Here is a 13,423-nt window from a genome sequence, read left to right on the forward strand (position 1 = left end):
CGGTCCCATTCCGAACCCGGAAGCTAAGACCCACAGCGCCGATGGTACTGCACCCGGGAGGGTGTGGGAGAGTAGGTCACCGCCGGACATACATTAGGTCGAGAGCCTCCAACCACCAGGTTGGAGGCTCTCCCCCTTTAACCACCAAAACCACCGCACCCACAGCACTGGCGCCCGCACCGCTGGGTATACGCCGGTCCCTCCCCCGAAGTGGCCGGCACATCCCCAACCGTCCCTCAGCACCGGAGCCCAAACCACCGACGCTCCCTCAGCACCGGAGCCCAAACCACCGACGCTCCCTCAGCACCGGAGCCCAAACCACCAACGCTCCTGCAGCACCGGTGCAGATATCCCAAATGCTCCTTCAGTACCGGTGCGGTCCCGGACGAACCTCCCTCAGCTCCGGCCCGCGTAACCTGTCGGAGGTGAGGGAGCGTCGGTTGGTAACCGGTCAGAGGTGAGGGAGCGTCGGTTGGTAACCGGTCAGAGGTGAGGGAGCGTCGGTTGGTAACCGGTCAGAGGTGAGGGAGCGTCGGTTGGTAACCGGTCAGAAGCGAGGCAACGTCCGCTGACGGCTGAAAAGGGACCCCAACACCCTCGAAACCCGGACTTTTTCCCAGAAAAGGGCGAAAACACGCGGAATTTTGCCACCTCGGCGGTGGCAAGCTGGTAAGTTTTCGAAGAGTGGCTTGTACGCATGCCGTGTGCAGGCTTCAGAGATTAGAACCGTCCAGGAGGACATAAATGGCTAAGAACCGTAGTGAACTTGTTGCAGAGGTAGCTGGCAAGGCCGGCACCAGCCAGGCAGCCGTCAACTCCGTGCTCGATGCACTGTTCGAGGTTTTCGAGACCTCTGTCGCCGCGGGCGAAAAGATCACCATCCCGGGTTGGCTCGCCGTCGAGCGCACCGACCGTGCAGCCCGTACCGGCCGCAACCCGCAGACCGGCGAGACCATCCAGATCGCCGCAGGCCACAGCGTCAAGCTGACCGCCGGCTCCAAGCTGAAGGCTGCAGTCGCCAAGAAGAAGTAGCCTTCTTCGAACGCTTGAAAGGAGCGGCAACCCGATGGGTTGCCGCTCCTTTTGCGTTAACCGCCGCTTGACGGATTCGGCGCGCGGGCAGGGGTAGCGGACAATGGAATTGTGCCTTCTGCAGCGAAAACCCGAACCTCAGCAGCTCCCACCCCGACGGGCGGAGCTCGTGGTCGAGGAGTTGGCAGCCCGGGAATCTCCGGCCCCTGGCAGCTCGCCGGGCTGGCGGCGCTGTTCCTGGGCCTCGTGGTGGCGCTGCTCTTCTCCGGAGCAGCCGGAGCCCGCGCAGTGTCTGACCCCGGCGCTCTGGTCCGCTGGGGCCTGCCCATCAGCAAGGCCGTTCAGAACGTCTCCCTTGCCACCGTAATCGGTGGCCTCATCTTCGCCGTCGGCATCCTGCCCCGGAATCTTTCCGGGCGGCAGTCCAAGGCCAAGGATGCCCCCGAGCATCCCGCGTTCACGCGGGCCTTGGCCGTTGCCGCCGTCGCCGGCGTCGCGTGGACCCTCTCGGCCGTGTCAGTGCTGGTCCTGAGCTATTCGGACATCGCGGGCCAGACCATCTCGGGGGACCCGGAGTTCACCAAGTCCCTCGTCTACTTCATGACTGACATCGATACCGGTAGGGCCTGGCTTGCGGTGGTCATCATCGCCGCCGTGGCCACCACCGCGCTGTTTGGCGTCCGATCAAGGGGAGCGCTTGCACTCACGCTGATCCTGGCCGTCGCCGGGTTGGTGCCCGCTGCGCTGATCGGCCACTCGGCCAGCTCGAATGACCACGAAGGCGCCATCAACTCGCTCGGTCTGCACCTTGTCGGGGTCTCGGCCTGGGTGGGCGGCATCATCGTGCTGGCGCTGCTCTCCGGCATCCTGGGCGGCGCGCCCGGCACCGGAGCCCAGGGCAGGGCCGACATCACCGAGCCCACCCTGCGCCGCTTCTCAGCCCTCGCCGGCTTCGCCTTCGTCCTGGTCTTCGCCTCAGGCGTTGTCAACACCAGCATCAGGATCTCCAGCTGGAGCGACCTCTTTGGATCGGCGTACGGTCAACTCATCATGGCCAAGACCGCCGCCGTACTGATCCTCGGCGGCGTCGGCCTGATGCACCGTCAGTGGGTCATTCCGCAGCTCGGTGTCAAGGGCGCTGGCCTGTCCGCCCGCCGCGTGCTCTGGCAGCTGGTCCTCGTCGAGCTCCTGATCATGGGGGCGACGTCGGGAATCGCCGTCGCGCTTGGCCGATCGGCCCCGCCGGAGCCCACCACCTTCGCCCCGGACGCGTCGCCGGCCTTCATTCTGTCCGGCTACGAACTTCCCCCGGAGCTGACTCCGCAGCGCTGGCTGACCGAATGGCGGTTCGACTGGCTCTGGGTCGCCGTCGCCGTCTTTGGCCTGGTCTCCTACGTCCTGGGCATCCGGACGCTGCGCCGGCGGGGCGACTCATGGTCCTGGTTCCGTACCGTGAACTGGGTGATCGGCCTGGTGGTCCTCACGTACATCACGTCCGGGCCGCCGTCGGTCTACGGCCGGGTACTGTTCTCGGCACACATGGTGGACCACATGGCCTTGACCATGGTGGCCCCGATCTTCCTGGTTCTGGGCGCGCCCGTCACGCTCGCCTTGCGGGCGCTGACCGCGCGGCGTGACAGCTCCCGGGGGCCGCGGGAATGGCTGCTGATCTTCGTGCACTCGAAGTTCTCGCAACTCGTCACGCACCCGCTGTTCGCCGCGGCCAACTTCGCCGGCTCCATCATCCTCTTCTACTACTCGGACGCCTTCGGCTACGCCATGCGCGACCATGTGGGCCACGAACTGATGAACCTGCACTTCACGCTCACCGGCTACATCTTCGTGCTGACCATGATCGGCACGGATCCGTTGCCCAGGCGCGCACCGTACCCGATGCGGCTGCTGCTCTTGCTGGCCACCATGGGCTTCCATGCCTTCTTCGGCGTCTCCATCATGGGCGGCACCGGACTGCTGGCCGCTGACTACTTCGGCAACCTGGGCCGCACCTGGGGGCCCTCGGCCCTGCTGGACCAGCAGATGGGCGGCGCGGTGGCGTGGGGGATCGGCGAAGTGCCGACCCTGCTGGTGGCGATCGGCGTCGCCGTCATGTGGTCCCGCTCCGACGCGCGGGAGTCTAAACGCACCGACCGCGCTGCGGACAGGAATAACGACGCCGATCTCACCGCTTACAACGATATGTTTGCCCAGCTCGCCGAACGCGACGCGAAGCTGGCAGAACGCAATTCAAAGCTGGAAGGACGCTGATGAGCGAAACCGTACGCACCCACCTCCGGGTCCGGGCCTCCGAACTTGTGGGCCGGGGCTGGCTGAACACGGGCGGCAAGTCCCTGGATCTCGAATCCCTGCGCGGCAAGATCGTGCTGCTCGACTTCTGGACTTTCTGCTGCATCAACTGCCTTCACGTCCTGGATGAACTCCGCCCGCTCGAACAGCAGTACTCCGACGTCCTGGTGACCGTCGGCGTGCACTCACCCAAGTTCGAGCACGAAGCGGATCCGGTGGCCCTGGCTGCCGCCGTCGAGCGCTACGAGATCCGCCACCCGGTGCTGGACGACCCGGAGCTGGACACGTGGAAGGCCTACACCGCACGTGCCTGGCCCACCCTCGTGGTGATCGACCCCGAGGGGTACATCGTGGCGCACCTCTCCGGTGAGGGCCACGCGGACGGCCTGGCCGTGCTCATCCCCGAGCTGATCGCCGAGCACGAGGCCAAGGGCACCCTGCACCGCGGCGACGGTCCGTACGTGGCGCCGGAGCCGACGTCGGGCACGCTGCGGTTCCCGGGCAAGGCCCTCTATCTTCCGGCCGGCCGCGGCGACTCCGCTGCAGCCGCCGACGCCGGTTCCTGGCTGGTGACGGACACCGGCCACCACCGCCTGGTGGAGCTCTCCACCGACTTCGAGACGGTGCTGGGCACCTATGGCTCGGGCGAGAAGGGCTACGCCGACGGCGGCGCCGACGCGCGTTTTAACGAGCCGCAGGGCCTGGTCCTGCTCCCGGAGGAAGTCGCCGCCAAGGCCGGCTACGACGTCGTGGTTGCCGACTCCGTCAACCACCGGCTCCGCGGGCTGTCCCTCGCGGACGGCACCGTCACCACGCTGGCCGGCAACGGGGTCCAGCGGCTGCTTGAGACCGGCCCGGCACGCGTAGACGAGGAGGGTGCCGCCTACGGCGCCCGGCTTGAAGCGGATCCGCTGCAGGTTTCACTTAGCTCGCCCTGGGACGTTGTCTGGTCCAGCAAGCTCAACGCGGTCGTGGTAGCGATGGCCGGCGTGCATCAGATCTTTAGCTTCGACCCGCTGTCCGGCGCCGTGAACATCGTCGCCGGCAACGGCCTCGAGGGTCTGCTCGATGGTCCAGCCGCAGAAGCCTGGTTCGCCCAGTCCTCCGGCCTGGCCGAGGACGCCGACGGCAACATCTGGGTGGCCGACTCCGAGACCTCGGCGCTGCGCAGACTCGTCATTTCCGACGACGGCGCCATCACTGTGGAATCCGCCGTGGGCAAGGGCCTGTTCGATTTCGGCTTCCGCGACGGACCGGCCGCGGAGGCCCGGCTCCAGCACCCGCTGGGCGTGACGGTGCTGCCCGACGGCTCGGTGGCGATCGCGGACACCTACAACGGTGCCGTCCGCCGCTACGACCCCGCCACCGGGACGGTCTCCACGCTTGCCCGGGGCCTTTCCGAACCCTCGGACGTGATCGTGGACCACACCCATGTGGCCGGCGCCGAGCCGTTGCTGGTGGTGGTCGAGGCCAACAAGCACCAGCTCGTCTACGTGCCCATCCCCAAGGAAGCACAGCAGGTCGACGAAGGGGCGTCCCAGACCCACCGCCCCAAGAGCCCCGTCGCCCCGGGGCTGATGTCCCTGACGGTTCGGTTCACGGCTCCTACCGGGCAGAAGCTTGACGACCGCTGGGGCGACCCGACGCAGCTGAAGATCTCCTCCACCCCGCCCGAGTTGTTGGTGGCGGGCGGCGGTACCTCCGTGGGCCTGCTCCGCACCCTGGAGCTCGCCGCCGACGTCCCCGAAGGCGTGCTGCACATTACTGCACGCGCCGCGGCCTGCGACGGCCCGGAAGACGCCGACGGCGAGATCCCGGACCACGCGGCGTGCCACCTGTACCAGCAGGACTGGGGAATCCCGGTGGTGCTGCAGGCGGACGGTGACACCGAGCTGGTCCTGGACCTGCGCGGCATGGACTAAACCGACCGGCATAGACACACGAAAGGCTGCCGCCCGCGACCCAGCTGGTCGCGGGCGGCAGCCTTTTGCGTGCCACGGGAGGTCCCGCGTGACGCGGTGCGGCAGTCCTAGTTGCTTAGCTGCGGGGTGAGCTTGACGGTGTCGCCGTCGATGTCCAGGCGGGTGGTGAAGCTGAAGTCGTGGACCGCGTTGAGCTCCGTGACGGCGCCGGTGAACAGGTCCTCCTGGCGGGCCTTGATCCGCGCCTTGCCGTCCAGTGGCGCGACCACCCAACGGCCGCCGAAGGGCTCGATGCTGACGGCAGGGTAGTCGGTGATGCTCCAGTCGATCGTCCCGTCCACCACCCGGTTGTTCGTGGCGTGGTAGAACGGGCAGTCGGGCTGCAGCCGCTGCTGCTTGTCGGCCTGGTCCGCGCAGTTGTCCAGGAACTCCTTGACCTTGGCGGTGACGGCGCTCTTGAGCCCGTCCGTGGCCTGGGTGAGCAGGTTCAACGGTGCCGAGGGCATATCCCGGCTGGCAACGGTTGTCCGGGTTGCGGGGGCGGCGAAGAACTGGCCGTTCAGGGATGCCTCGTACTCGCCAGGGTAGAACACGGCAAAGGAGTTGCGGCCGTTGGGCATGTTGACCGGGACCCCGTTGAGAGAGGCTTGGTTCGAATTCACGACGGTGACGTCGAGGACCGGCAGCGCGGACGGGACGAAGGACCAGTCGTGGAAGAAGAGCCACTGGGTGCCGGAGCGTTGCAGCAGGAACTCTGTGCGCTGTTGGCTGCCGTCGATCGTGTAGTCGATCGGAACCATCACCTGGTTTCCGCCGCGGTCCTGCGCGTTGCCGATCTTTACGTCGGAGATCTTCGCGGCCGCGGTCTTCAGCGCCTCACCGTCCAGCATGCCCGGGTTGCTTTGCGGCACGGAGGCGTGCAGCAGGCCGAGCGCCTTCCCGCCTTCGCCCTTCTGCAGCGCGTCCAGGTACTCACGGACCGGCTGCTGCGGGCTGGCAATGGAATTGTTCACCAGATTGATTGCGACGACGGCGCCCGCCACGGCGAGCATCAGGCCCAACAGCCACATGGCTGCAATCCTGACCAACGCCTGACTCATCTGCACGTACCTTAGGTTACCTGCACGCCCGCGGAACGCTGGTGTCAAGAGGTCCGGTTGTGACGTGCACCATTCCAGCCGGGCGGCCACGGCTTTCCGCCTGGCCGGCTGCCCGCCGGGCTGCCTAGCGCCGGCTGCCTCCTAGCGCCGGCGCCGCCGGGAGGAGGTGCCGAAGACGCCGCGGAGCAGCTCCCGGCCGATCTGGGTGCCCAGCGAGCGGGCCATGCTCTTCAGGCCGCCGCCAAGGGCGCCGCCCAGCGCGCCGGCGAGGTCGCCGGCCATTCCGCCGCCGGACTCCGGCTCCGGGGCACGACGCTGCGGCGCCCGGTCCCGTTCGGGTGCCGGTGACTGTGCCGGGCGGCTGCTGGGGCGGCCCAGGATCTCTTCCTCGATCCGGCGGGCGTCGGCGTCGACGGCGTTGGGGTCCATCCCGCCGTCGGAACCCGAACCGGAGGCGGAGCCGCCGGCTGCCGGGCCGGTGGGCGCTGCCTGCCGGCCCGCAAGCTTCTCGTAGGCGGAAACGTTGTCCACGGCGGTGCCGTACTTGGCGAGCAGGGCCGATCCAGCCACCGTGCTGGCAATCAGCGAATCGTCGCTCGGGCCCATCACTGACTCAGGCGCCCGCAGCCGGGTCAGGGCCACGGGGGTGGGTGCGCCCTTCTCATTCATGACGGTGATGACGGCCTCGCCGATTCCGGCCGATGTCAGGGTCTCCTCCAGGTCGTAGTCACTCATCGGGAAGGTGGAGACTGTCGCCTTGAGCGCCTTGGCATCCTCCGGGGTAAAGGCGCGCAGGGCGTGTTGAACCCGGTTGGCCAGCTGGCCCAGAACGTCGGCGGGAACATCCTTCGGCGTCTGGGTCACAAAGAAGATGCCCACACCCTTGGACCGGATCAGCCGCACCGTCGTGGTGATCGCGTCAAGGAAGGCCTTGGACGCGCCGTTGAACAGCAGATGCGCCTCGTCCAGGAAGAACACGAGCTTCGGCTTGTCCAGGTCGCCCGCCTCGGGCAGGTCCTCGAACAGGTCGGCCAGCAGCCACATCAGGAAGGTGGAGAACAACATGGGCTTGGTCTGCAGGGTGGGCAGTTCGAGGCAGGTCACCACGCCGCGGCCGTCCGGCGCGGTCCGCAGCAGCTCGGCGGTGTCGAATTCCGGCTCGCCGAAGAACTTTTCCATGCCCTGCGCCTCAAGCGTGATGAGTTCGCGGAGGATGACGCCGGCGGTTGATTTCGAGAGCCCGCCGAGGTTCTCCAGCTCGTCCTTGCCCTCGTCCGAGGTCAGGAACTGGATCACCGCGCGCAGGTCTTTCAGGTCGATCAGTTCCAGGTTGTTCTTGTCCGCGAAGTGGAAGACCAGCTGCAGGCTGGACTCCTGGGTTTCGTTGAGCTCCATCACGCGGGACAACAGGATGGGACCGAACGAGGTGATCGTGGAACGGACCGGGATGCCGGCGCCATCGCCGCCGAGGGCCAGGAATTCCACCGGGAAGGTCTTGCCGGACCAGGCCTGCCCGATGCTGTCGGTGCGGGCCTTCAGCTTCTCCGAACCGGTGGCGGCCGTGGCGAGGCCGGAGAGGTCGCCCTTGATGTCCGCCAGGAACACGGGGACGCCGGCCGTGGAGAGCTGCTCCGCCATCATGTGCAGGGTCACGGTCTTGCCGGTGCCGGTCGCACCGGCCACCAGGCCATGGCGGTTCATCATCGCCAGCGGCAGGCGGATGGGGGCGTCTTTGTGGAGTTCGCCGTCGACGATCGCGGCCCCCAGCTCGATCGTGGGCCCCTCCAGGGTGTAGCCCTTCTGGATGGTGGCGACTTTATCTGCAGTGGATTTGATGGCCATGCGGCTAGCTTAGCCGGGTCCGCCAGTGCGGACCCGGCTTCGGCCAATGTTTTATTCTCGCCCTGTTTTGCGGCCTAGCCGGCGCGGTTATTCGGCCAGGGCCTTCAGGACTTCCTTCGCCACGTCCTCGCTTGACTGGGGGTTCTGGCCGCTGATGAGGTTGCCGTCGCGGACCACGTTGGAGCTCCAGGCTGCGCCGTTTTCCACGGTCGAACCCTTCTCCTTCAGCACGTCCTCAACGAACCACGGAGTGTTCTCGCCGGTGCCGCCGCCGAGTTCCTCTTCGTTGGTGAACACGGTGAGGCGGCGCCCGGCGAAGGCGAAGGTTCCGGCGTCGTCAACGGCGCTCAGCAGGCCAGCGGGGCCGTGGCAGAACGGTGCGATGATCTTTCCGGCCTTGTTGGCCTCGGTCAGCAGACGGCCCAGGTCAGCGTCCTGGTACAGGTCGGCCATCGGGCCGTGGCCGCCGGGCATCACGATCGCGTCGTACCCGGCGAGGTCGACGTCGGCCAGCACCAGTGGGGCGGAGAGCTCGCCGTCGATCTCGGCAATGTACTTGCGGAAGCCGTCGGCGCGGTCCTGGCCGCCGGCGGATTCGGGGGCGAGGCTGACCTCGTCGACGGTGGGCTTGGCGCCACCGGGGGTTGCGATGTTGACGCTGTGCCCGGCGTCGCGCAGGGTCTGGTGCGAGACCACGAGTTCTTCGGCCCAGTAGCCGGTGGGGTGCTTGCTGCCGTCCCGCATGGTGAGGGAATCGGCGGCGGATACGACCATCAGGATGTTAGCCATGTTCTTGCTCCTGTTCTGCCGGCCACGGGGCCGGTCAAAGGTGGGGATGGGGTGGTGTGGGGCTTAGCGTGCGGCGTCGAGCTCGGCGAAGGTGGCGTCGTCGAGGACGACGCCGGCGGCGGCCAGGTTCTCTTCGAGGTGCTTGACCGAGCCGGTGCCGGGGATGGGCATCATGACGGGGGAGCGGCGCAGCAGCCAGGCGAGGGCCACCTGGGAGGTCGTGGCGCCCAGCCGCGTGGCGGCTTCGTCCAGGGGGCCGCCCGGGCGGGCAAGTTCGCCGGCCGAGATCGGGGCCCAGGGGATGAAGCCGATGCCGTGCTCTTCGGCGTAGTCGAGGACGTCCTCCGAGCTGCGGTCCGTCAGGTTGTAGCGGTTCTGCACCGTCGAGACGGTGAAGTACTTCCCGGCCTGCTCCAGTTCGGCCACGCTGACCTGGGAGAGCCCGAGGGCCTTGACCTTGCCCTCCTTCTGCAGGTCGCGGAGCACACTGAACTGCTCATCCGGATCCACTTTCGGGTCGATCCGGTGCAGCTGCAGCAGGTCCAGCGCGTCCACCTTGAGCTTGCGCAGGCTCAGCTCGGTCTGCTGGCGCAGGTATTCGGCGCGGCCCAGGGGGATCCATTCATCCGGGCCGGTCCGGGTGAACCCGACCTTCGTGGCAATTTTCAGGCCGTCCCGGTAGGGGTGCAGGGCCTCGGCGAGGATTTCCTCGCTGATGTTGGGCCCGTAGGAGTCGGCGGTGTCGATGAAGTCGACGCCGAGCTCGACGGCCCGGCGGACGACGGCGATGGCCGCCTCCCGGTCGGCGGGTTCGCCCCAGACGCCGTCCCCGACAATGCGCATGGCGCCGAAGCCCAGGCGGTGCACGGTTCCCACGTCTTTCAAGTCGATCGTCGCGGACAGATCCTGATACTGCGGGTTGTCGTTGCTCATAGTGGCGGCAACACAGTAAGGGTGCTGAGTATTCCGGCAGTGTGGCCACCGCAACGGAGATTGGCAGAAATAAGACGGGCACCGCCGTCGTTGCCACCTGTAGGCGCCCGACCGCAGGACGGCCCCGCGCACCTCCCAACTTCCCCGCTACGAAAGGCCGGCTTTTCCGTGACTGTTCCGCTTTCCATCCTTGACCTGGCAATCATCGGCAAGGGCCAGACGGCGGCAGACAGCTTCGCCGGCAGCGTGGCCATGGCGCAGCGCGCCGAGGAACTGGGCTACCGGCGCATCTGGTACGCCGAGCACCACAACATGTCGTCCATTGCCTCCTCGGCTACCAGTGTGCTGATCGCGCACATCGCCGCGCAGACCAAGACCATCCGGCTCGGGGCCGGCGGCGTGATGCTGCCCAACCACGCGCCGCTGACCATTGCCGAGCAGTTCGGCACGCTGGAGACCCTGCACCCGGGCCGGATCGACCTCGGCCTGGGCCGTGCGCCGGGCAGCGACCAGAACACCATGCGCGCCCTGCGCCGGGATCCGATGAGCGCGGACAGCTTCCCGCAGGATGTCCTGGAACTGCAGGGCTACCTGACCGGACCCACCCGCATCCCCGGTGTTGAGGCCACCCCGGGCAAGGGCACCAACGTCCCGCTGTACATCCTCGGTTCCTCGCTCTTCGGTGCCAAGCTGGCGGCGCAGCTGGGGCTGCCCTACGCCTTCGCCTCGCACTTCGCGCCCAACGCCCTGCAGGACGCCGTGGCGCTTTACCGCCGCGAGTTCCGGCCGTCCGAGCAGCTCGAGGCCCCGCACGTGATCGCCGGCGTGAACGTGATCGCCGCCGATTCCGCCGCCGACGCGCAGGCGATGTTCCAGGCCACCAAGCGGGCCCGGGTGTCGCTGTTCTTCGGCAACGGCCGCGTCTTCAGCGACGACGAGGCGGACATGATCCTGGACTCGCCGCAGGGCCAGCACATGGCGCAGATGATGAAGTACTCCGCCGTGGGCACCCCGGGCGCCGTGCTGGAATACCTGGACGAGTTCACGGCACACGCCGACGCCGACGAGCTGATCGTCGCGCACCAGAGCGCCGCAGTGGAGGACCGTCTGCGCTCCGTGGAGCTGCTCGCCGAGGTCGCCGGGCTCGCGCGCGTCTGACGCGACTGGCGGCCTAGGGTTCGCGGCGGGCGCCGCCGGCTGCCGTGACGGGAAAGATGTTCGGTGCGCTAAATCCCGCCCGGGCGAAGGCCTGGGCAATCCCCTCGGCGACCGTTCCGACGTCGGCGTCCCGGACCAGTGCGATGGCGGCGCCGCCAAAGCCGCCGCCTGTCATGCGCGCACCGATGGCGCCCAGCTGCTGGGCGCTGGACACGGCGAGGTCCAGCTCGGGGGTGGAGATCTCGAAGTCGTCCCGCATGGACACATGCGAGGCGTCGAGGAACGCGCCGATGGCGCCCGGGCCTTCCGCCCGCAGCGCGGCGACGGTGTCCAGGACCCGCTGGTTTTCGGTGATGACGTGCCGGACACGGCGGAAGGTCTCCGGGTCCAGTACTGCCTCGGCGCGCGGCAAGTCCTCCGGCCCGAGGTCCCGCAGGGCTTCGACGCCCAGGGCGCTGGCCCCGGCCTCGCAGGCGCTGCGGCGGCTGGCGTAGCCGCCGTCGGCGTGGGAGTGGCTGGTGCGGGTGTCGATCACGAGCAGCGACAAGCCGCCGCTCGCGAATCCGAGCGGGACCGCCTGTGTCTGCAGGCTGCGGCAGTCGAGCAGGATGCCGTGGTCCGGCTCGCCCAACAGGGACGCCGACTGGTCCATGATTCCGGTAGGCGCTCCGACCACCCCGTTCTCGGCCAGCTGGCCGATCCGGGCCAGCTCCGGCCGCCCCAGCTCCAGCCCCCACAGCTCATTCAGGGCAACCGCCACGGCGCACTCAAGGGCGGCGGACGAGGACAAGCCTGCCCCGGCCGGCACATCCGAGCTCAGTGCAAGGTCCAGGCCGGGAAGTGAATCGGCCGTTCCTCGCTCGGCCGCGGCGCGGGACATGGCCCAGGCCACCCCCAAGGGGTAGGCGGCCCAGCCCTGCAGGTTTTCCGGCGTCAGCGCCTCGAAGTCGAGCTCCACGACGCCGGGGAACGAATCGCTCGTGACCCGGAACAGCCGGTCCGTGCGGACGCCGGCCGCCACGGCGGTCCGCATCCCGATGGCCAGGGGGAAGGCGAAGCCGTCGTTGTAGTCGGTGTGTTCGCCGATGAGGTTAACGCGGCCGGGAGCGGACCACAGACCCTCCGGTGCGTAACCGAACTGGCTGGTGAAGAAGGCGCGGCTGCGCTGGGCAAGGTCGGTCATGGCTGTGCTGTTGCTTTCTGTGCTGGGGCTTTCTGGTTGGCGGCTTCCTGGTGGATGTCTACCTTGGCGATGGCGGCCCGGAGCCGCGCGGCCGCTGTCTCGGGCGGAATATCGGCGATGAATGCCCCCATGGCCGCCTCGGAGCCGGCCAGGTACTTGAGTTTGTTCTCCTCCCGCCGGGGCGAGGTCAGCTGGAGCATCAGCCGGACATCCTCCCGGTGGGAATGCACCGGAGCCTGGTGCCAGGCCGAAATGTAGGGCGTGGGGGTGTCGTAGAGCGCGTCGACGCCGCGGAGCAGCCGGCTGTAGAGCCGGGAGAATTCGTCGCGTTCATCGTCCGTTGTTGCGGCGAGGTCCGGGACGTGCCGGTGCGGGAGCATATGCACCTCAAGCGGCCACCGCGCGGCGAACGGGACAAACGCCGTCCAGTGATCGCCCCGGAGCAGTACCCGGTCGGACTTTTGCTCGAAGCTCAGGATGTCCTCGAATAGCGTGCCGCCGTAGTCCTCGATGGTGCGGATCAGTTGGGCGGTGCGCGGGGTGATGTAGGGGTAGGCATAGATCTGCCCGTGCGGGTGGTGCAGGGTCACACCGATTGCCTCGCCCCGGTTTTCGAACGGAAAAACCTGTTCGACGCCGGGCAGCGCAGACAGCGCGGCCGTCCGGTCCGCCCAGGCCTCCACCACGGTGCGCATCCGCGAGAGGGAGAGCCGCGCGAGGGACCCGGTGTGCTCGGGTGAGAAGCACACCACTTCGCATCGGCCCACCGACTGGCGGCTCCGGCCCAGGCCCACCCGGGCAAGGTCCTCAAGGCCCTCGGGCGCGTCCGGTCCGGACAGCGCTGGCCCGAAGGACGGGGACTTGTTCTCGAAGACGGCCACGTCGTAGAGGCTCGGAATCTCCGAGGGGTTCTCCGGGGACGCCGGCGCCAGCGGGTCCAGGTGCGACGGCGGCAGCACCACCCGGTTCTGCCGGGCGGCGGCGATCGAAATCCATTCGCCGGTGAGGACGTCCTGGCGCATGGTCGCGGTAGGCGGCCGTGCTGCCGGCTCGCGAAGGTCCGGCCCGCGCTCGGGGCCGAGCGTCGTGTCGGCGTCGTCGAAGTAGATCAGGTCCCGTCCGTCGGAGAGACGGTGGGCGCGCTTGGTGATCTGGCCCAT

General features: G+C 68.0%; 10 protein-coding genes and 1 rRNA gene. 5 read left to right on the forward strand and 6 right to left on the reverse strand.

Features of this window, described 5'->3' with window-relative positions; genetic code table 11:
• From rrf to AC1DK9_RS00020, 4 genes are all read left to right on the forward strand, one after another.
• Window positions 1–88: ribosomal RNA gene (gene rrf / locus AC1DK9_RS00005) — 5S ribosomal RNA — on the forward strand; the annotation flags it as partial.
• Between the two features lie 656 nt (window positions 89–744).
• Entirely contained in the window at window positions 745–1,032 is a 288-nt protein-coding gene (locus AC1DK9_RS00010; protein WP_011776355.1) for an HU family DNA-binding protein, read from the forward strand.
• Between the two features lie 108 nt (window positions 1,033–1,140).
• Entirely contained in the window at window positions 1,141–3,297 is a 2,157-nt protein-coding gene (locus AC1DK9_RS00015; RefSeq protein WP_476915227.1) for a bifunctional copper resistance protein CopD/cytochrome c oxidase assembly protein, read from the forward strand.
• A complete protein-coding gene (locus AC1DK9_RS00020; RefSeq protein WP_476914626.1) occupies window positions 3,297–5,258 on the forward strand; it encodes an NHL domain-containing thioredoxin family protein in 1,962 nt (653 codons plus the stop codon). Before AC1DK9_RS00015 ends, AC1DK9_RS00020 begins: the two co-directional genes overlap by 1 nt.
• A 107-nt stretch (window positions 5,259–5,365) precedes the next feature.
• On the opposite strand, the gene AC1DK9_RS00025 is transcribed toward AC1DK9_RS00020, so the two are convergent.
• The 4 genes from AC1DK9_RS00025 to AC1DK9_RS00040 form a co-directional block, all read right to left on the reverse strand.
• On the reverse strand, window positions 5,366–6,358 hold the full coding sequence (locus AC1DK9_RS00025; protein ID WP_476914627.1) for a hypothetical protein: 993 nt from the start codon (window positions 6,356–6,358) through the stop codon (window positions 5,366–5,368).
• Between the two features lie 141 nt (window positions 6,359–6,499).
• A complete protein-coding gene (locus tag AC1DK9_RS00030) occupies window positions 6,500–8,200 on the reverse strand; it encodes a helicase HerA-like domain-containing protein (RefSeq protein ID WP_476914628.1) in 1,701 nt (566 codons plus the stop codon).
• Between the two features lie 87 nt (window positions 8,201–8,287).
• Window positions 8,288–8,989: a type 1 glutamine amidotransferase domain-containing protein gene (locus AC1DK9_RS00035; protein ID WP_476914629.1), complete on the reverse strand. Its 702-nt coding sequence runs from the start codon at window positions 8,987–8,989 to the stop codon at window positions 8,288–8,290.
• 63 nt (window positions 8,990–9,052) lie between these two features.
• On the reverse strand, window positions 9,053–9,922 hold the full coding sequence (locus AC1DK9_RS00040) for an aldo/keto reductase (protein ID WP_476914630.1): 870 nt from the start codon (window positions 9,920–9,922) through the stop codon (window positions 9,053–9,055).
• A gap of 168 nt (window positions 9,923–10,090) precedes the next feature.
• Between AC1DK9_RS00040 and AC1DK9_RS00045 the strand changes: the two genes are divergently transcribed.
• Window positions 10,091–11,080 carry an LLM class flavin-dependent oxidoreductase gene (locus AC1DK9_RS00045; protein WP_476861922.1) on the forward strand — a complete coding sequence of 330 codons (990 nt, stop codon included), beginning with the start codon at window positions 10,091–10,093 and terminating at the stop codon, window positions 11,078–11,080.
• A 13-nt stretch (window positions 11,081–11,093) separates the two neighbouring features.
• Here AC1DK9_RS00045 and galK read toward each other — a convergent pair whose 3' ends face one another.
• Window positions 11,094–12,263 (reverse strand): galactokinase, encoded by a 1,170-nt coding sequence (gene galK / locus AC1DK9_RS00050; RefSeq protein ID WP_476914631.1) that lies wholly within the window; start codon window positions 12,261–12,263, stop codon window positions 11,094–11,096.
• Window positions 12,260–13,423 (reverse strand): galactose-1-phosphate uridylyltransferase, encoded by a 1,164-nt coding sequence (gene galT / locus AC1DK9_RS00055; RefSeq protein ID WP_476914632.1) that lies wholly within the window; start codon window positions 13,421–13,423, stop codon window positions 12,260–12,262. Before galT ends, galK begins: the two co-directional genes overlap by 4 nt.

It is taken from the genome of Arthrobacter sp. 01T414, assembly GCF_056398965.1.

Bases quoted from the DNA above. Each gene is read 5' to 3' on its own strand.
- AC1DK9_RS00025 (WP_476914627.1), bottom strand. From the start codon at position 6,358: ATGAGTCAGGCGTTGGTCAGGATTGCAGCCATGTGGCTGTTGGGCCTG.
- AC1DK9_RS00020 (WP_476914626.1), top strand. From the start codon at position 3,297: ATGAGCGAAACCGTACGCACCCACCTCCGGGTCCGGGCCTCCGAACTT.
- AC1DK9_RS00030 (WP_476914628.1), bottom strand. From the start codon at position 8,200: ATGGCCATCAAATCCACTGCAGATAAAGTCGCCACCATCCAGAAGGGC.
- galT (WP_476914632.1), bottom strand. From the start codon at position 13,423: ATGGGCCAGATCACCAAGCGCGCCCACCGTCTCTCCGACGGACGGGAC.
- galK (WP_476914631.1), bottom strand. From the start codon at position 12,263: ATGACCGACCTTGCCCAGCGCAGCCGCGCCTTCTTCACCAGCCAGTTC.
- AC1DK9_RS00010 (WP_011776355.1), top strand. From the start codon at position 745: ATGGCTAAGAACCGTAGTGAACTTGTTGCAGAGGTAGCTGGCAAGGCC.
- AC1DK9_RS00040 (WP_476914630.1), bottom strand. From the start codon at position 9,922: ATGAGCAACGACAACCCGCAGTATCAGGATCTGTCCGCGACGATCGAC.
- AC1DK9_RS00035 (WP_476914629.1), bottom strand. From the start codon at position 8,989: ATGGCTAACATCCTGATGGTCGTATCCGCCGCCGATTCCCTCACCATG.